This window comes from Rhodanobacter sp. GW835-FHT13D09 (assembly GCF_058793995.1).
In genome coordinates this window covers 71,482-90,364 of record NZ_JBXAGL010000004.1, presented here as the reverse complement: position 1 = coordinate 90,364, position 18,883 = coordinate 71,482, and the positions used below count along the sequence as shown (strand labels likewise).

The 18,883-nt window shown below is 64.3% G+C and carries 15 protein-coding genes and 3 tRNA genes; 17 read left to right on the top strand and 1 reads right to left on the bottom strand.

Annotated elements, in window-relative coordinates; all coding sequences use genetic code 11:
* The 4 genes from AC1Q5A_RS07695 to AC1Q5A_RS07680 all read left to right on the top strand — a co-directional run bounded on the left by AC1Q5A_RS07695 (window position 1) and on the right by AC1Q5A_RS07680 (window position 1,086).
* Window positions 1-76 (top strand) — tRNA-Gly (locus tag AC1Q5A_RS07695).
* 126 nt (window positions 77-202) lie between these two features.
* Window positions 203-278: transfer RNA gene (locus AC1Q5A_RS07690), tRNA-Gly, on the top strand.
* An 84-nt stretch (window positions 279-362) separates the two neighbouring features.
* A tRNA-Cys gene (locus AC1Q5A_RS07685) sits at window positions 363-436 on the top strand.
* 263 nt (window positions 437-699) lie between these two features.
* The gene (locus AC1Q5A_RS07680; RefSeq protein ID WP_492699864.1) at window positions 700-1,086 is read left to right on the top strand and encodes an HU family DNA-binding protein; all 387 of its coding nucleotides are present in this window, start codon (window positions 700-702) and stop codon (window positions 1,084-1,086) included.
* A 575-nt stretch (window positions 1,087-1,661) separates the two neighbouring features.
* Here AC1Q5A_RS07680 and AC1Q5A_RS07675 read toward each other — a convergent pair.
* Complete coding sequence (locus tag AC1Q5A_RS07675) at window positions 1,662-1,811, bottom strand: hypothetical protein (protein ID WP_492699862.1); 150 nt, start codon at window positions 1,809-1,811, stop codon at window positions 1,662-1,664.
* Between the two features lie 450 nt (window positions 1,812-2,261).
* On the opposite strand from AC1Q5A_RS07675, the gene AC1Q5A_RS07670 reads away from it, so the two are divergent.
* The 13 genes from AC1Q5A_RS07670 to AC1Q5A_RS07610 all read left to right on the top strand — a co-directional run bounded on the left by AC1Q5A_RS07670 (window position 2,262) and on the right by AC1Q5A_RS07610 (window position 18,858).
* Window positions 2,262-2,492 (top strand): hypothetical protein, encoded by a 231-nt coding sequence (locus AC1Q5A_RS07670; RefSeq protein WP_492699861.1) that lies wholly within the window; start codon window positions 2,262-2,264, stop codon window positions 2,490-2,492.
* On the top strand, window positions 2,493-3,008 hold the full coding sequence (locus AC1Q5A_RS07665; protein WP_492700184.1) for an aspartate/glutamate racemase family protein: 516 nt from the start codon (window positions 2,493-2,495) through the stop codon (window positions 3,006-3,008). It abuts the gene before it with no gap.
* Window positions 3,009-3,026: 18 nt separating this feature from the next.
* Entirely contained in the window at window positions 3,027-3,416 is a 390-nt protein-coding gene (locus AC1Q5A_RS07660) for a nuclear transport factor 2 family protein (RefSeq protein WP_492699859.1), read from the top strand.
* Between the two features lie 48 nt (window positions 3,417-3,464).
* Window positions 3,465-4,664 carry a CaiB/BaiF CoA transferase family protein gene (locus AC1Q5A_RS07655; RefSeq protein WP_492699857.1) on the top strand — a complete coding sequence of 400 codons (1,200 nt, stop codon included), beginning with the start codon at window positions 3,465-3,467 and terminating at the stop codon, window positions 4,662-4,664.
* Window position 4,665: 1 nt separating this feature from the next.
* The gene (locus tag AC1Q5A_RS07650; RefSeq protein ID WP_492699855.1) at window positions 4,666-5,592 is read left to right on the top strand and encodes a hydroxymethylglutaryl-CoA lyase; all 927 of its coding nucleotides are present in this window, start codon (window positions 4,666-4,668) and stop codon (window positions 5,590-5,592) included.
* Window positions 5,585-6,571, top strand: coding sequence for a YCF48-related protein (locus AC1Q5A_RS07645; RefSeq protein WP_492699853.1), 987 nt, complete (start codon window positions 5,585-5,587; stop codon window positions 6,569-6,571). The genes AC1Q5A_RS07650 and AC1Q5A_RS07645 overlap by 8 nt, the downstream gene beginning before the upstream one ends.
* The gene (locus AC1Q5A_RS07640) at window positions 6,568-8,976 is read left to right on the top strand and encodes an efflux RND transporter permease subunit (RefSeq protein ID WP_492699851.1); all 2,409 of its coding nucleotides are present in this window, start codon (window positions 6,568-6,570) and stop codon (window positions 8,974-8,976) included. The genes AC1Q5A_RS07645 and AC1Q5A_RS07640 overlap by 4 nt, the downstream gene beginning before the upstream one ends.
* Window positions 8,973-10,646: a DUF1302 family protein gene (locus AC1Q5A_RS07635; RefSeq protein ID WP_492699849.1), complete on the top strand. Its 1,674-nt coding sequence runs from the start codon at window positions 8,973-8,975 to the stop codon at window positions 10,644-10,646. The genes AC1Q5A_RS07640 and AC1Q5A_RS07635 overlap by 4 nt, the downstream gene beginning before the upstream one ends.
* Before the next feature lie 32 nt (window positions 10,647-10,678).
* Window positions 10,679-11,911, top strand: a complete 1,233-nt coding sequence (locus AC1Q5A_RS07630) for a DUF1329 domain-containing protein (protein ID WP_492699848.1) — start codon at window positions 10,679-10,681, stop codon at window positions 11,909-11,911.
* 67 nt (window positions 11,912-11,978) lie between these two features.
* Window positions 11,979-14,051 carry a hydantoinase/oxoprolinase family protein gene (locus AC1Q5A_RS07625; RefSeq protein ID WP_492699846.1) on the top strand — a complete coding sequence of 691 codons (2,073 nt, stop codon included), beginning with the start codon at window positions 11,979-11,981 and terminating at the stop codon, window positions 14,049-14,051.
* The gene (locus tag AC1Q5A_RS07620) at window positions 14,048-15,901 is read left to right on the top strand and encodes a hydantoinase B/oxoprolinase family protein (protein ID WP_492699844.1); all 1,854 of its coding nucleotides are present in this window, start codon (window positions 14,048-14,050) and stop codon (window positions 15,899-15,901) included. Before AC1Q5A_RS07625 ends, AC1Q5A_RS07620 begins: the two co-directional genes overlap by 4 nt.
* A 19-nt stretch (window positions 15,902-15,920) precedes the next feature.
* Window positions 15,921-16,796 carry an EamA family transporter gene (locus tag AC1Q5A_RS07615; protein WP_492699842.1) on the top strand — a complete coding sequence of 292 codons (876 nt, stop codon included), beginning with the start codon at window positions 15,921-15,923 and terminating at the stop codon, window positions 16,794-16,796.
* Complete coding sequence (locus tag AC1Q5A_RS07610) at window positions 16,789-18,858, top strand: oxidoreductase (protein ID WP_492699840.1); 2,070 nt, start codon at window positions 16,789-16,791, stop codon at window positions 18,856-18,858. The genes AC1Q5A_RS07615 and AC1Q5A_RS07610 overlap by 8 nt, the downstream gene beginning before the upstream one ends.
* The last annotated feature ends 25 nt before the right edge of the window (window positions 18,859-18,883 follow it).

Sequence of the window (18,883 nt, the reverse complement as noted above, 5' to 3'; positions counted from 1 at the left end):
GCGGGAATAGCTCAGTTGGTAGAGCACGACCTTGCCAAGGTCGGGGTCGCGAGTTCGAGTCTCGTTTCCCGCTCCAGTTTGCAGACAAAGCCCCGGCTCGTCCGGGGCTTTGTCGTATCGGCGCGCACGCCGCATTTCGTGCTGGAACGGTGTCGAGGCTATTCACAAACGGCTTCGTTCTGCTATGATTCGCGGCTCCGATGCGGGAATAGCTCAGTTGGTAGAGCACGACCTTGCCAAGGTCGGGGTCGCGAGTTCGAGTCTCGTTTCCCGCTCCAGTTTTCACGCAGAACCTCGGTAAGCCGGGGTTTTGTTTTTTAGAGGCAACCTGCGATCATCATGGTCGCGATACACCAAGCAATGGCCAGGTGGCAGAGTGGTCATGCAGCGGACTGCAAATCCGCGTACGCCGGTTCGATTCCGACCTTGGCCTCCATTGCGCAACCGGCTGCCAGCCAGCCCTCGAGACCCGCCGCCGGCGGGTTTTTTGTGGCCGGGAAACGCCGGCCACCCGCGGCGAGGCGAATGGACACTTCCGGCCCATGCATGCCGTGCAGCAGGACGGAAAATCGCACTCCGGCCCGGTTTTTTGCGGGTTTTATCATTCAAACCCGTTGGCGGCATCACCGAATTCCCCTACATTCAGCGTGCCGCGAGGCATACGAACCATCCATCACCATTTGACGAGGGGAAAAACCCATGGCAAAGACGCAGAAAGCAGCCGCCAAGAGCAAGCCGGCACCGAAGGCCAAGGCCGCTCCGGCCGCATCCAAGCCGATCAAGGAAGTCCTGAACAAGTCCAGCCTGGTGGCGCACATTACCGAAGCCAGCGGCGTGCTGGCCAAGGACGTGCGTGCGGTGCTCGCGGCGCTGGAAGGCGCGGTTGCCGGCTCGTTGCACAAGAAGGGCGCCGGCTCGTTCCAGCTGCCCGGTCTGCTGAAGATCACCGCGGTCAGCGTGCCGGCCAAGCCGAAGCGCAAGGGCATCAACCCGTTTACCAAGGAAGAGCAGTGGTTCGCGGCCAAGCCGGCGTCGACCAAGATCAAGATCCGCCCGCTGAAGAAGCTGAAGGACGCGGCAGCCTGATATTGCCGGTTCCTCGGCGCCTGCCATCGAAGGTGCGGCGGCTCGTCCGCCGCACTTTTTTTGTGGGCGATGCAGGGTATGGAACGAAGTGGTGCGCCTGCGCCCGAGATCGAACTCCGGCCACCCTGTCCCGCACGGTGCGGGACTCACGCAGGCTATCGCGCTGGACAGGACCGGCCGTACGCCGCAAGGCTGCAGTCATGGCAGCGGCGGGGCAATTCACCACCGCACACGCCACCCGGCCGCCGAAGCTCGGGAAGGTCGGCATGACCCGTGAGGCTGGCGACTGGCCGAAAGTGTCGACTGGTTGCCTGCCGTATTCAGAACCGGGATCTGATTACCGGCCGACCTTTTGCCGCATGCGGCGCGGCGGACCGTCGAGATGAAGCAATAACCAAAAATATCGGCCTTGGCGCCGCGCGTGTTGAAGCCAGTCTCGCGCGCACTGATGGATGCCGGGAAGAGGGCGCGACGATGTTGGCGTCGCCGAGGACGCGCTTGAGCCCTGGGAGCCCCATTTCATGCAGAGGGGCTCGGGGTCGTCCTTGATCGACACGAAGCCGTGCAGGTTTTCATCAGGCGAAATTTTTCCCGTCATCGGCCGACGCAGCTGCGTTCTTGATGAAGTCCTGCATCTCAATCGAGCTCGCCGCGGAGAGCGGCCATGCGATGTTCGCGAAGTCGCGTGCGCAGTCGCCGAGCCGTGCCGCAATCACCAAGTTCATGGACGCCCGAGTTCTTTCAGCCGTGATCGGTGAGCGAGAGCATCGGGCCGCCCCGAGTGGCCTCGGAGTCCGATGATTCCACGGACCGCAGCGCCGGAACCGCATTCCAGCCTTGTTTCCTCGTGGTCGAGGCGCTTCGTGCTTGAGCGCGCTTGCGTATCTGGTGAAGTCCGGTCGGACCTGATTCGCATCTTGCTGCAGGGCAGGTCGTGTATTGCGGAGGGTGGCTGATATCGATCAGGCAACTTCAGGCAAGTGCTTCAGGATGAAATGCATTGCTTTCAGAAAGAAATGAATCGGCTTGGTGCCGTACGGCGAGAATCCCGTAAGGTTCTGATTTTACGAAATAAAAAAACTTGGCACGCAAGCTGCTTAGTAGGGGAAGTTCCGCCACATCAGGCGGAGTGGACCATCAGTGCATATTGCACTGCACAAACCAAGAGGTCAAGCGTGTCTTCCCGAATCAAGGTGATCATTCCGATTCCCATGGGCGTCGAAGGGGTTGCGGCGCGTGCTGCCCAGTTGCCCGCTGCCCTCGTGCTACCGGGCTTCGAGCCAGAATTCGTTTCCGTCGTGAAGGGCGCCGCGCTTGGCGACAGCGCCTACGACACGCTGTTGATGGATTTCGCGGTCGCCGAGGCCGGCCTGCGTGCGCAGCACGAGGGCTATGCGGCGGTCTGAATCGACACCGTCAGCGATTCGGGCCTTGCGGCGCTACGTTCGCGCCTGGACATCCCGGTGATCGCGCCTGGGCAAGCGGCCTTCCATACCGCCTGCATGCTAGGCAAGAAGTTCAGCGTCCTCACGATGTGGGACGAGTGGTTCCCGCTCTACGAGAAGACGCTGACCGAATACCGGCTCTGGCCTCGCGTCGCCTCGTTGCGCTCGATCAAGACGCGGCCTGACCTCGAAGAGTTGTTGGCCGGCAAGGAAGAGGTCGTCTTCAAGAAGCTCGAGGCGGAGTCGCTGCGCGCGATCGAGGAAGACGGCGCCGACGTGATTGTGCTCGGCTCGACCACAATGCACCAGTCGCATGCCTACCTCGCCGAACGCCTGCCGGTGCCCGTGATCAACCCGGGCCAGGTGGCCTACAAGCTCTGCGAGATGTTCCTGACCCTCGGCCTTCGTCATAGCAAGAAGGCTTATCCCGCGCCGCAGGCGCCAAACGACGCCGTCTACCACGGCTTCGCGAATTGACCCAAGGAGAGTACCCGCATGTCCAAGCTCACCCGCCAGCAACTGGTAGCCCTCGGCGTCGAAAGCTACTTCGGCAACGTCGACCGCAAGAACATGGATGCCGTGCTCGCCTGCTGCCACAGCGACTGCGCCGTGACGATCCAGACCGACCACCTAACACATTCGGGCATCGACGGCATCCGCCGCATGTTCGAGAACCTGTTCGCCGGCTACGAGGAAATCTGGCACGGCGATTTCGAAGTCACCGCCGACGAGCAGAACCAGACCGTGTCGATGCGTTTCAACGTGCGCCTGGTCGATGCGAAAGGCCAGGAGACACGGCTCAGCAACTGCAACTTCTTCTACGTCGAGGGCGGGAAGTTCCGCCGCTATTACGTTTTCATGAGCGGCGACAACGTCCTGCGTTGAGGGGGTACGGCGCTTGAACACGAACGCACGGACGAGAGCAGGAACACGATGAGCAAGGCCTTGGAAGGAATACGCATACTCGATCTGACCCACATGCTGTCGGGTCCCTATGCCGGAATGATACTGGCCGACCTCGGTGCGGAAACGATCAAGGTCGAGCCGCTCACCGGCGAAGGCACTCGTGCACTGCTGGCGCGCGATCCGAAGCATTCGCTGCATGGCATGGGTGCATACTTTCTGACGCTGAATCGCAACAAACGCAGCGTTTGCGTGGACCTGAAGCATTCGCAGGGCCTCGCCGTGTTTCACGATCTCGTGCGCGTGTCCGACGTTGTCATAGACAATTTCAGCGCCGGCGTGACCGCGAAGCTTGGCATCGATCACGCGCACCTGAGCGGGATCAACGAGCGCATCATCACCTGCTCTATCTCCGGCTTCGGCCAGGACGGGCCCAACTACCTGCGCCCGGCGTTTGACCAGGTGGTGCAGGGTATCGGCGGTGGGATGTCGATCACCGGAGAGAACGCTGAGCAGCCGATGCGTTCGGGTATCCCGATCGGCGATCTCGGCGGCGGCATGTTCGCCGTGATGGGCGTGCTGGCCGCATTGCAGGCGCGCTCGCGGCACGGCCGCGGTCAGCATGTGGACATCAGCATGCTCGACTGCCAGATCAGCATGCTGAACTACATGGCGACGATGCACCTGATGAGCGGCGAGAACCCGGAGCCGCTCGGCAACGGCCACTTCGTCCACGTGCCATACAACACGTATCGCACTGCCGACGGATTCATCATCGTGGCGGTGATCTTCGACAGTTTCTGGGAGCGCCTGGTCGAGCTGCTCGGCGCCGAGGAGTTCCGGAATGCGAAGTACCGGCATCAACCGGGCAGGCTCGCCAACAAGGCGGCGATCGACGCAAAACTCAACGAGATCTTCGCGATGAACTCCACTGCCTACTGGGTGGAACAACTTGGTTCGGCACGCGTACCGTGCGCCCCCGTCAACCGCTTCAGCGAGGCGCTAGCCGACCCGCAAGTGCTGCACCGGCGCATGGTGGTCGAGATTCCTCACCCAGAAGGTGGCGCCGTGCGCGCGCCGGGCAATCCGATCAAGTTGTCGGTCGACGACGGCGACGACTACGGTGCACCACCGCTGCTCGGGCAACACACCCGTTTCGTCCTGCTCGACTTGCTCGGATACGACACGGCGCGGATCGATTCACTGCACAGTGACAAGGCGGTGGGATGACATGGCCACCGATCGCGTCACTGTCAACGAAGTCGGGCCGCGCGACGGTCTGCAGAGCCAGGCGCGCACGCTCGACGGCGACGGGCGCCTGGCGATGATCCTGGCGCTGGTCGAGGCTGGCCTGCGCAGCATCGAAGTCGGCAGCTTCGTCTCGCCAAAAGCAGTGCCGCAGATGGCCGGAACCGGCGAGCTGTTTGCGCAACTGCCGAGGCGCGGCGAAGTGCGCTATTCCGCGCTGGTGCCGAATGTGCATGGCTACGAGCTCGCGCGCGGGGTGGGCGTCGGGACCGTTTCGGTCGTGCTGTCGGCCACCGAGACGATGAACCGGCGCAACATCAACATGGGTCTCGACGAGGCGACTGCCGCCTGCGCCGAACTGATGGCGCGCGCTGCCGCTGATGGGGTCGAAGGCTGGGCGTATCTCGCCGTCGCCTACGAGTGCCCGTTCGAGGGCCCGACGCCACCAGCGCAGGTCGAGCGGCTGGCGGCACGCATGCTCGACGCCGGCGCACGCAAGCTGATCATCGCCGACACGATCGGCGCGGCGAATCCAGCGCGGGTACGCCACTTGGTCGGGGGCCTTGTGCAGGCTGCCGGCGCAAGGCGCGTCGCCTGCCACTTCCACGACACACGAGGCATGGCGCTGGCCAACGTGTTGGCTGCGCTGGAGGGGGGCGTGCGCGATTTCGACAGCTCGATCGGCGGCCTCGGCGGTTGCCCATTTTCGCCAGGGGCGAGCGGCAATGTCGCGACCGAAGACGTGGTGCTGATGCTCGAATCGATGGGACTGCACACCGGCATCGACCTCGATGCGCTTGTCGCCGCGGTCGAGCGTGCCAGTGCATTGCTCGAAAGCCCGCTCGGCGGGCACGCATTCCACTGGTTGCGCCGACGCGCCGGTCTGGCAAGGGGAGATGTGCATGTTTAATCGCATTTCCAGCGTGGCCGCGCGACTTTCGCCCTGGCTCATCACCGGAGGCCTCGCGTACGCAGCGCTCTTCGTTCAGGTCGAGGGCGCGACGGGAACGATGCGGCAGCCATTGGTCGAAAGCCGCGATCTCTTCTTCGGCGGAGCCGCCGCCGACGGCCGCCTCTGGTTCGTGGGACAGGCAGGCGCCGTCCTCTCAATGGATGAGCAAGCCCGCCACTGGGAGCGCTCGCAGCTTCAGCCGGCCGCGAATCTGCAGGGCATCGCGGCATCCGATGCGGGTGTGCTCGTCGCCGTCGGCAATGGCGGACGTCTGTGGGTTCGCGACAGGGGAGGTCGGTGGACATCGCAATTGTTGCCGGTCGGCGAAGTCGGCAACAAGCTGATCGACGTCGCCTTCCTGGATGGCCGTTTCTGGGTCGTCGGCGAGATGGGTGCGCTGTTCCGCGGGGACGCGGACGGTGCGAACTGGACGCGCCTGCGCGACGCAGCCGATATCGCCTTCAACCGCGTACGACCCGGCCCAAGCGGCTCGGTCTGGGTTGCCGCGGAATTCGGCCACTTGCTGCACAGCCGCGACGGCGGGGCCTCGTGGAGCAGCGTACAGCTCGGCAACGAGAGCCTTCAATCGATCGCGTTCGCGGGTGAAGAGGGCGTCGTCGTCGGCAATCGTGGCCGAGCCTTCCACAGCATCGACGGCGGCGAAAGCTGGCAGCCGGTGCCGGCTTTCACGACCGAGCATCTCTACGATGTGATTGCGCGGCAGGATGGCTGGCTGGTAGCGGGCGATCGCGGTGCCTTGTTTTCGGCGTCGCGCGCCGCCGCCCATTGGCGGCTGCTGGCACCGGAAGGATCGGGCAAGCGCTATCGCACGGGCCTGCTGGCGATGCAGGAGGGCGATGTCCTGATCGGCAGAGGCATCGGCCTGCTCGACAACGATGGCAACTACCGGGCATGGCCGGCGGAGGCGGCACGATGAAAAAGTTTATCGATCTCGCGAGTGCGGTCTCGTCGTTCTCGATCCGTAACCGTGCCGTCGTCTGTGTGGTCATCGCGCTGGTGACGCTGTTCTTCGGCGCCTGCCTCACGCGTCTTGACGTGCGTACGCGCTTCGGCGACATGGTTCCGCATGACCACCCCTACGTGAAAGTGCACCAGAAGTATCAGGAGAGCTTCGCCGCGAGCAATCGTGTGACGATCCTCGTGCGTTCGCTTGACGGTGACATCTTCAGGCTGCCGGTGCTGCGGGAAATACAGCGGATCACCTACGAGCTGCAGAAGGTGCACGGCGTCAATCCGCTGCAGATCACCTCGCTCGCCTCGAAGAAGCTCAAGCGTGTCGATGCGTCCAGCGAAGGCATCGAGACGCGCCCGATGATGTGGCCGGATCTGCCGAAGACGCAGGCCGAGGTCGATGCGTTGCGCCAGGCCGTATTGAACAACCCGATGGTGTACGGACTCTACGTCGACACCGAATTGAAGTCGGCATTGATCCAGGTCGACTTCTACGATCAGTTGGTTGATTACGGAAAGATATTCCCGCAGGTCCAGGCGATCCTCGATGCATCGCCCGCGAAAGCACAGGTCAGCCTGCACTTGGTCGGCGAGCCGATCCTGTATGGCTGGGTCGCGCACTACCTTGGGGAGACAGTCGCGATCTCGCTGCTGTCGCTGGTCTCGATGCTCGTGCTGCTGTTCGCCATCAGCCGCACCTGGCGCGGCATGCTGCTGCCGCTGCTCGCGGGCCTCGTTTCCGCGACATGGGCGCTTGGCATCGGCAGCCTGCTCGGCTACAACTTCGATCCGCTCGTGATCGTCGTCGCGTTCATCATCACGGCGCGCGCGTTCTCCCATTCCGTGCAGCTCATCACGCGCTTCGACGACCTTGCCGTCGGCGAATCGATCGAACCACGCCGTGCGGCCGAGCAGAGCATGCGCGAGCTGTTCCGCCCCGGCATGCTCGGCCTGTATGCCGATGCCGGCGCGGTCCTCTGCGTGATACTCACGCCGATTCCGTTGATGCACAAAGTGGCGATCATCGGCGCGATCTGGGTCATGACGATCTCGATCTCCGCGGTGATCCTGACGCCGGTGCTGCTGTCGTGGGTGAAGCGCCCCGATCGCTACATCCACCCGCTGCGCCTCGATGCTGTGCTGAGCGCGTTCACGAAGCCAGCGACGTGGGTCGCGACGAGCCGCGTGCGCTACGCCGTTGCACCGGTCATGCTGGTGTTGCTCGCCGGCCTCCTATTCGAGGCGACGCACATCACCGTGGGCGATGCCAGCGACGGCTCGCCGATCCTGTGGCGCGACTCCTCATTCAATCGCGACAGCGCGCTGATCAACGGCCTGTATCCAGGATCGGAGCAGATGTTCGTCGCGGTCGAAGGGAAGACGCCCGATGCATTGAAGCAACCGGAAGTACTCGACTGGATGCAGCGCTTCTCGCGCTATATGGAGCGCCAGGCCGGGATCGGCGGCAGCATCTCACTGGCTGACATCGTAGTCGAGATCCGCCGCAACCTGCACGAGGGGAACCCGCGTTATCGCGAGCTCGGCGCCGACGCCGGCGAGAACGGCGAACTCGTCAGTTTCTACATGCAGGGTGCCGACCCGGACGATCTCAACCAGTTCAGCGACGTGACGTTCCGGAACGGCGCGGTCACGCTGTTCTTCCGTGACCACAAGGGCGAGACGCTGCGGCAAGCGATCCACCACGGCAAGCAGTTCATCGCCGACAACCCGATGCCACAGGCCGAGGCGAAGCTGGCGGGTGGGGTGCTCGGCATCACTGCCGCAGTCAACGAGATTCTGCTGCGCGACCAGATCGAGGCGATCGCGCTGGCCTTCCTCGTCGTCGTGCTGTGCTGCCTCGTCGTCTATCGATCGTCGGTCAGCGGCATCTTCTTCATCGTGCCGGTACTGATCTCGAACGTGGCGACGTTCGCCTATATGGCCTGGCACGGCATCGGCATGAGCATCAGCACGCTTCCAGTCGTCGCGCTGGGCATCGGGCTCGGCGTCGATTACGCGTTCTACATCGTCGACGCGATCAAGGAGCACCTGGAGAAGCATCCGGAGGCATCGCCGGCGGACGCAGTGCGGCAGTCGCTGGGATCGGCCGGTCGCGGCGTGATCCTGACTGCGTTGACGCTCGCCGCCGGTGTGCTGCTCTGGTCCTGGTCGTCGTTGCGCTTCCAGGCGGAAATGGGAATTCTCATCGGCCTCTGGTTGATGGTCTCCGCCTTCACTTCACTGTTCGTCATGCCTTCGCTCGCGCTGGTGTTCAAGCCGGATTTCATCTTCGGGAATCCTGCCCGCAACGACGCGTCGAGCGCGGAAACCGGTCGTCTGGAACCACACATCCAAAGGGGGATCGCATGAACAACGCACGTCGCGCCTTGAATTCAAGTCCGCGAAAACTGTACCTGGCCTGCACGTCAGCGCTGTTGGGTCTGGGCATGTCCATGAATGCACATGCCAGTGATGGATTCTTCGATGATTGGGAAGTCAGCGGTTACCTGCGCGGCCATCTGTCGATGAACCTGCAGAATCCGTATCTGGCCGATCCGGCCAACAACGGGGCTCCGAAAGGCGACTACAAGCACGACTTGTCGATGGCGCGCGGCACGCTCAAGTTGAACCTGTTCAGGGATTTCGGCAACTCGAAGGTCAACATCTCGCTGCGCGGCTCGCGGGAGTACGAGACGAGCTATCTGAAGGACCTGCAGAGGGTCGCCGACCAGTACGCCGCGACCGACTTGTTCAGCAATCGCCGTCGCTCCAGCGTCGACCTGATGGACGACGTCTACAACCGGGCCGAAGTGCGCGAGTTCTGGTGGCAGACCGACCTGCGCGAGGGCACCACGATCAAGCTCGGCAAGCAGCAGGTCGTGTGGGGCGAAACGGATTTCTTCCAGTCGCTGGACGTCATCCACGGTTACGACTTCCGCTGGCGCTCCTTTCTCGAGGCCGAGAACGAGGAACTGCGCAAGCCCTTGTGGATGGCCAACGTCGTGCAGCGCTTCGATACGGTCGAGGGCAGCCTGCAGTTCGTCTACATCCCGGGGCGCATGAATCCGGCCGATCAGCGCGGCAACAGCTACGATGTCGAAGGCGGCCGTTGGGCGAACACGCCGAACCGCGGCATTACCTTCGCCGCGGCACCGTTCGGTGCCGACGTGCCGTACAACTACGACCATCGCGACGCGCGCATGGACGATGCCGCGCTCGGTCTGCGCTGGAAGGCGATCGCCGGCAAATGGGAGTATTCGCTGGGTTGGTTCCAGGGGCCGTCGCAGGTGCCGGTCATCAATCCCAATCCCGACAACCCGCTCGGCGTCGGCAACGCAGCGAGCGGTCGCAGCTTCCTCGGCGCTTGGCATGGCGAATATCGCTCCGATCGAAGCTCGACCGTCGGCGAGCTGATTTTTCCACAGATCAACGTGTTCGGCGTCACCGCCAACCGCTATCTCGAACGGGTCGACTCGGTGTTCTCGGTCGAGGCGTCCTACATCCCGGACAACACTTACAACGTCGGCGTGCAGGCGGGCGAGGCGGGTGGCTGCGCGTTCTTCCCCGGCTTCTGTGGCGTCGTCGAACGCGACGCCGTCAAGTTGATGCTGCGCATGGACAAGCAGGTCAACCTGACTTCACTCCTTGGGACCAGTCGCCCATCGTTCCTTTCGGTGCAATTGTTCGATACCTGGATCACCGACTACGACCGCAAGGACGAGATCGTGAACCTCGCCGGTTTCGGCGGTCGCGCCAAGGAACACTCGACGATCCTGACCGCGATCCTCGCCATGAACTACCACGGCGACCGCATCAATCCGACGCTCGCCCTCGGTACCGACCTCAGCTACGGCGGCGGTTTCGTCATTCCGGGCGTCGAATTCGCCTACGGGAACCATTGGCGCATCAAGGCCGAGGCCGACCTGTTCTTCAATCGCACCCACCAGAGGCGTGCGCTGACCGGCTTCAACGACACAAACCTGTTCGGCTACTTTGCCGGCAACAACCAATTGTCCGTCCGCGTGACGTACCAGTTCTGAGGAGCACCGCGATGAGAAATCTCGTTTCCACCTTGTTGCTGACGATCCTGTCCTGCGCCGTGACAATGGTCCACGCGGCCGAACTGAAGCCCGGCACGGTGCTGGAGGCATCGAACCTCGCCTCCCATCTTTCCGATAGCTTCGAGAATCACAGGATCTCCGATCTGCTGACCGAGCGCATGCAGAAACTGATTCGCGACGAGGGACTGAAGATTACATTGAAGGCTTCACAGCCGGTCGAGTTGGGCCGCGACTACCTCAAGGCGACGCAGGACAACGCCGGCAAGGCCAAGTACAACCACGACACCCGTATGGTCGAAGGCTGGGTCAGCGGCATTCCGTTCCCGAAGGTCGAGGCCAGCGATCCCGATGCCGCGGCGAAGCTGATCTGGAATCACCACTACGCGCAGCCGATCAAGAATCTGCAGGACTACCCGAAGTTCGCGTACCTGTTCATCGGCGAGAAGAGCGGCCTGGAGCGCCGTCAGGAATGGGCATTCCAACGCTACTACATGAAGGGCCGCCTCGGCGTGGAGCCGGTGGTCGAGGGTGACGGTTCGGTCCTGACCAAGACGCTGCTGTACGCGACCTATCCGAGCGACATCCGCGGCCTGGGCCTGTTCACGGTGCGCTATGACTCGCCGAAACTCGAGGACTCGTGGGCGTACTTGAAGTCCGTGCGGCGCACGCGGCGCCTGTCCGGCGGCACCTGGATGGATCCCATCGGCGGCACCGATCAGCTCAACGATGATATCGAGATATTCAACGCGCATCCGAGTTGGTATGCCGATTACAAGTTGATCGGCAAGCGCTGGATTCTCGCCGTCGCCAACTCAACGATGAAGACTTGGGATCCGAAGGCCAGCGGTAGTGCGGAATTCCCCATCATCGATCTCGACGGCGCGCCGCACTGGAATCCGAAGGACGGCTGGGAGCCGCGCGAGGTGTGGGTCATCGAGGCCATCACGCCGCCTGAGCACCCGTACAGCAAGAAGGTACTGTACATGGACACGCAGTTCCCGCGCTTCTACCAGGCTGAGGTCTACGACCGCAAAGGCGATTTCTGGAAGTGGATGAACTACCACTTGAAGACGATCAGGACCGAAGACGGCGACAAGGGGATCATTTCGGCGGCCGGCTTCACGATCGACTACCAGCGTCGCCACGCGACCGTGTTCATCCTGGCCGATTCAGCCAGACTCAACACGCCCGGCGTCAAGGCCGAGAACGTGAATCTCGGCGAACTCGAGAAGGCGGCGCGCTGAGGCGCGTCAGCAACGGAACGATCAATACCAAGGCGCCGGCTCCGGCCGGCCGTTGAACGGAGAAGCCATGAGTTATCGCTTGGGTGTGGATGTCGGCGGCACGTTCACCGACCTGCTGCTGATGGACGAGTCGAGCGGCGAGAGCTTTATCGCGAAAGTGCCTTCGACGCCATCCGACCCGTCGGTGGCGGTATTGGACGGCATCGAGAGGATTTGCCGCAGTTCGGGAGTGGAGCCTTCAAAAATCCATTCGGTGATGCACGGCACTACGGTGGCGACGAACGCGATCCTGACGCGCCGCGGCGCGCGCGTCGGCCTGGTGACGACGCGCGGCTACAAGCAGGTTCTGCACATCGCGCGCTCGTTCGTGCCGGGCGGCCTCGGCGGCTGGGTTGTTTTCAACAAGGGCGAGCTGCTGGCGCCGCTGGAGCTGACAATCGAGGCCGACGAGCGCATCGACGCGCGCGGCGAGGTGGTGCGTGAACTCGACGAGGACGGCGTGAGTAACGGCCTGCGCATGCTGCGCGACGCCGGCGTCGAGGCGCTGACGGTCAGTCTGGTCAACGCCTATCGCAACGCCGCGCACGAGCAGCGCATCGCGCGGGTCGCCGCCGAGGTCATGCCTGGCGTACCGGTGTCGCTCTCGTCGGAGGTCGTGCCCGAGATGCAGGAGTACGAGCGTACCGAGACCACTGTCGTCAACAGCTACGTACGGCCTCAGGTCGCGCACTATGTGCAGCACCTGCAGGAGGAACTGCAGCGGCGGCTGCGTCCTGATATCCGCCTTGCGATCCTGCGTTCGGACGGCGGTCTCGCGACCAGCCAGTCGGCCGCGCAGGCGCCTGTCAACATGTTGCTGTCCGGCCCGGCCGGCGGCGTCGCCGGCGCGATATGGTTCTGCTCGCGCGGCGGCTATTCGAAGGTGCTGACCTGCGACGTCGGCGGCACCTCGACCGATGTCGCGCTGATCGACGACGGCCACGCGCGCGTGCGCCGCGAGACGCGCGTCGGCGACATCGCTGTGCGTGCGCCGTCGGTCGACGTGCGCACGGTCGGCGCCGGCGGCGGCTCGATCGCGTTCGTGCCGGAACTAACGCGCGCGCTGCGCGTCGGACCGGAGAGCGCCGGCGCGGTGCCGGGGCCGGCAGCCTACGATCGCGGCGGCACGCAGGCGACCGTGACCGATGCCAACGTGGTGCTCGGCTACCTGCCGGCGACGCAGAAGCTTGGCGGCGACTTCCGGATGCGCCACGATCTCGCTGCGGCGGCGGTGCAGAAAGTCGCCGATGCGATGGACGTGTCGCTGCTCGAAGCGGCCGAGGGCATTGTGCGCATCGCCAACGAGCGCATGTACGGCGCGCTGCGTCTGATCAGCGTCGAACAGGGCTACGACCCGCGCGACTTCGCGTTGTGCGCGTTCGGCGGCGCCGGGCCCTTGCACGGCAATGCGCTCGGTATCCTGATGAACGCGTGGCCTGTGATCGTGCCGCCGGGGCCCGGCGTGTTGTGCGCCTATGGTGATGCGACCACGCGCATCAAGGACGAGGCCTCGCGCTCGCTGGTACGACGCCTCAGTGAGGTCACGGCGGAAGAAGTGGCCGATGCACTGGAACAGCTCGGCGACGCCGTGCGCGCCTCGCTCGCCGGGCAGGACATCACGCCCGATCAGCAGCAGGTCAACTGGCAGGCCGACGTGCGCTACCAAGGCCAGGCGCTGCTGTTGACGCTCGAGATCGATCCGGCGCACGTTCGCGCGCACGGCCTTGACGGACTGGCGAAGGCGTTCGATGCCGAGCACGAACGCCAGTTCACCTTCTCGCTCAGCGAAGCGCACGAGCTGGTCGGCCTGCGCGCGATTGCGCGTGGACCGCGGCCGTCGATCGCCGACAAGGCCGTCGAAGGTTCCGGCCTCGATCTGCAGGCGGCCGTCATTGGTGCGCAAACGATCCACTACGCTGGCCGCGATCACGAAGCGACCGTCTACGACCGCGCGTGGCTCGCGCCGGAGCGCCGCATCGACGGACCGGCGATCGTATTCGAGCTGGATTCGACGACCCTGATCCTGCCCGGCCACCACGCTATCGTCGACGAGATCGGCAACCTGCTGATCCGCCCCGGATCCCAGGAGATCGCGGCATGAGCGCACGCATCATTCAAGCCAACCAGGCGCCGTTCCGTCGCGTCGACGTCGACGGCATCACCATTGACATCGTCGAGAATGCGCTGGCCAACGCGCGCACCGAAATGGACGCCGTGTTGTTCCGCACTGCGATGAGCCCGGGCATCCGCGAGCAGGGTGATGCGTTCCCGATCATCGCCGACTGCAACGGCAAGATGCTGGTCGGACAGTTCGGCTCGTTCATCGCGGGCCTGCTGCAGGCCTACGACGGCACGGTCGAGGAGGGCGATGTTTTCCTGACCAACGACCCGTACCTGTGCAACGGCGCGGTCAGCCATCTGCCAGACTGGCTGGTGCTGATGCCTATCTTCAAGGACGGCCGCCTGATCAACTACTCGGCGATGTTCGGGCACATGTCCGACGTCGGCGGCAAGGTGCCGGGCAGCCTGCCGACCGACGCGCGTACGATATGGGAGGAGGGCATCCGTATCCCGCCGGTCAAGCTGTATCGCCGCGGCGAGCTCAACGCCGACATGCTCGATGTGATCCTGCACAACGTGCGCATGCCGCGCTGGAACCGCTCCGACCTCAACGCGATCGTGGCCGGCTGCCGCAGCGCAGGGCGCCGTTGCGTCGAACTCGCCGGGCGCTTCGGTGATGATGTTTTCTACAGCGCGCAGCAGTCGATGCTCGAACGCACGTATCGCGCGATGAGGGAAGTGATCCAGCGCGTGGTGCCGGAAACGCGCCAGGTATTCGAGGACTACATCTGCGACGACGGCGCCGGCCTCGGTCCGTACACCGTGCGTTGCGCGCTGTGGCGAGAGGGCGGGAAGGCGATCTTCGATTTCGCCGGAACCGACCCGCAGGCCAACTCGTCGGTGAACTTTTACCTCAACGAGGAGATGTTCAAGATCTTCTTCGGCGCACTGACGATCAGCCTGTTCGATCCGGCGATCCTGCTCAATGACGGCTTCTACGATCTCGTCGAGGTGCGCATCCCGCAGGGTTCGATCCTGAAGCCGAACTTCCCGGCGCCGCTGTCGTGCCGCACGCATCTGCTCGGGCGCATCTTCGACGTCATGGGCGGCCTGCTCGGCCAGGGGGCGCCGCAGGCGATGAACGCGGCCGGTTTCTCCGACTCGCCGCACTTCATGTACTCCGGCTATGACGCCGCCGGCGAATGGTTCCAGTTGTTCCAGATCGGCTTCGGCGGCATTCCCGGCCGCCCGGTCGGCGACGGTCCGGACGGGCATTCGTTGTGGCCGGGTTTCACCAACGTGCCGAACGAATTCATCGAAGCCTATTTCCCGCTGCGCATCGAAACCTACGAGACGATCCGCGATTCCGGCGGTGCCGGCCTGCATCGCGGCGGCAACGGCCTGCGCGTCGCCTACCGCTTGCTCGCCGACGGCGAGGTGTCGATCCACGACGACCGCTGGCTGACCCATCCCTGGGGCGTCAACGGCGGCGAGCCTGGCCAGCGCAGCCGCAAGGAGCTCGTGCGTGGCGACGGCAGCCGCCAGATCCTGCCGTCCAAGTGCGACCGCATCGAGGTCAAGGCCGGCGACCTGCTGCTGTTCGACACGTGGGGCGCGGGCGGTTGGGGCGATCCGTTGCAGCGTGATCCGGCCAAGGTGCTGGCCGATGTGCGCAAGGGCCTGGTCAGCGTCGAAGGCGCGCGCCGCTACGGCGTTGTCATCGCCGGCAACGCGGTCGACGAGGGTGCGACGCGTACCTTGCGCGTCACGCTGGAACAATCGCGTGAACCGATCGCGCTGTTCAACCGTGGCGGCACCCTCGACGAGCTGAAGCAGCGCTGCCTCGCCGAAACCGGCCTGCCGGCGCCGGCGACTCCGGTGTGGGGCTAGTCGCGTGAGGGCGCGCTGGATGTCGCTGGTCGCGGCGCTACCGCCGATGATCTGGGGCAGCACGTATCTGGTGACGACCCAGTTCCTGCCGCCGGGCAAGCCGTTGACGGCGGCGGTGCTGCGCATCCTTCCGGTCGGTTTGGCGATGGTGCTGGCGACGCGCTACTGGCCGCAGCGGGCGCACTGGCGGCGGCTCGTGCTGATCAGCCTCTTCTGCATGTCGCTGATGCATTGGCCGCTGTTCGCCGCCGCGTATCGCCTGCCCGGCGGAATGGCGGCGCTGCTGGTGTGCACCCAGCCGCTGCTGGTGGGCGTGCTGGGTTGGCTCTGGTTCGACCAGCGCACGAGTGCGGGCATGCTGGCGTGCGCGGCGGTCGGATTCCTTGGCGTGCTGCTGGTGTTGCTGTCGCCCGGACGCATGGTGTGGGATGGCATCGGCGTCGCCGCCGCTTCCGTCGCGGCGGTCAGCATGGCCATAGGCACCTTGCTCGTGAAGCGCTGGTGCTTGCCGATCCCGCTGGTTCCGTTCGTCGGCTGGCAGCTTCTCATCGGCGGCGCGCTGCTGCTTCCGGCGACGCTATTGACGGAAGGTCTGCCGGCTGCGATCGGCGCCGCGAGCTGGGGCGGCTACCTGTACCTCGCCTTGGTCGGGACGGGTTTGACGTACCTGCTCTGGTTCCATGCGCTGCGCGCGCTCGATCCCGTGCGTATTTCGATTTTCCTGCTGCTCAGCCCGGTCTCCGCGATGTTCCTGGGCTACGTCGTGCTGGGGCAGGCCTTGACTCCCCTGCAACTGGCCGGCGCCGCACTGGTGTTCGGTGGGGTTTTTATCAGTCTGACCTCCCGCGGCTCCGCGCTTCGGGGTGAATCGACGAGGACGAATAGCCATGAGTGAAGCCAACTATCCCCATCTGTTTTCCCCGCTGACGATCCGGAACGTGACCTTGCGCAACCGGATCATGCAATCGGCGCACGCGATGGCGTTCAACGCGCGCGATGGAATCACCACCGAAAGGGACATCCACTATCACGTCGCGCGGGCCAAGGGCGGCATCGGATTGATGATCACCGGCAATCGGCTCGTGCATCCGACATCCAACACCTTCTGCCGCGGCTATCCGTACAGTTACCGGCCCGAGATGGTTGAGCGCGACCGGATGCTGACGGACGCGGTGCACCGGCACGGCGCGCGGATATTCGCGCAGCTCAATCATTTCGGCGTCATGGGCGAAACCCATGCGATGGACGACTATCGCGTGCTGTGGTCTGCGTCCAACATCAAGTCGCCGGTATTCGGCGAGATGGCCAAGGCTATGGAACGCTCGGACATGGACGAGGTGCGCGACGGCTGGGTGTTGTCGGCCGACTACACGCGCCAGGCGGGCTTCGACGGCGTGGAAGTCCATCTCGCCCACAGCTACTTGCTGCACCAGTTCCTTTCGCCGGTGTTCAACAAGCGCGACGACGAATACGGCGGCTCGCTCAAGAACCGGATGCGCTTCCCGCTCGAAGTCATCCGCGCGGTGCGCGAGCGCGTCGGCCCGGACATGATCGTCGGCATCCGTATCACCGCCGACGAGAAGGTTCCGGGCGGCCTCGACGTGGACGAATGGATCGAGATCGCCCGGCGCGTGGAAGCCACCGGCCTGATCGACTACGTCATGACGACTGCGGGCGCATACCAGTCGGCGACCTACATCATGCCGCCTGCCGACATTCCCGATGCCTGGCTGGTGCCGGCCATCGCGCGTTTCAAGCAGGCTTTGAAGATTCCGGTGTTCGCGGTGTCCGGCATCGGCTCGGCGCAGCTTGCCGAAGACATCCTGCGCCGTGGCGAAGCCGACATGGTGGCGATGACGCGCGCGCAGATCGCCGACCCTGAATTCGCCAACAAGACGCGACAGGGGCGCGAGGCGGAGATCACTCATTGCCTGCGCTGCAACCAGGGCTGCATCGCGCGCCTCTTCCACGGCTCGTCGATGGCCTGCCAGGTCAATCCGGCGACCGGCCGCGAGGCGGTATTCGGTCCCGACACGCAGCGGCCGGCGGAAAAGCCCGGCAAGTGGGTCGTGGTCGGCGGCGGCCCCGCCGGGATGAAGGCGGCCGAAGTGCTGGCGGCACGCGGCCATGCGGTGACGTTGTTGGAGAAAGGCCGGCAGCTGGGCGGGCAGGTGAACCAGATCGTGCGCTTTCCGCGGCGCGAAGCGTTCGAATGGATCGTCAAGGATCTTTCCGTGCAGCTCGGGAAACTCGGTGTGAACGTGCGCCTCGGCGTCGAAGCCACGGCTGCAAACATCCTGGCGCTGGCGCCGGATGGCGTGATCGTCGCGACCGGCTCCACTCCGGACCGCTCGGGCTACAGCGACATCAATCCGATGCAGGCGACGATTCCCGGCGTCGAGTTGCCGCACGTGTTCACCGTCGACGACGTACTCACGAAAGACGGCATCGGCAAGCGCGTCCTGATCCTCGACGAGCACGGCAACCGATATTCCTCCGGACTCGCCGAGCACCTGATGGCGCAGGGCAGCCAAGTGCACCTGGTCACGCGCTGGAACGCGTTGTTCCACAAGCTCGGGCAAACGCTCGATCAGCCGGTGGTCTATTCCAAACTCTTCGCCGGCGGCATGACCCACACGCTCAACAGCTGGGTGACCCACATCGATCCCGCCGGCGTCGAGGTCGTGAACCTCTATACCGGCGAGAAGCAGCGCATGGACGGATTCGACGCGGTCGTGCTGGCCGTGCGCCACCTGCCGCGCGAAGCGCTCTACTTCGATCTAAAGCAGGCGCATCTGAACGTGCACCGGATCGGCGATTGCGTGACGCCGCGCCAGACCGATCATGCGATCTTCGAGGGCTTCCTCGCCGGCCGCGAGATCTTCGACAACTGGCAGCGCTACATCGAGCCGGGCAGCCTGGAGGGCTTCGACAAGGCACGTATTGCCGCGCTGTGATGGCGCGACAGGCTGGGTTCGGACC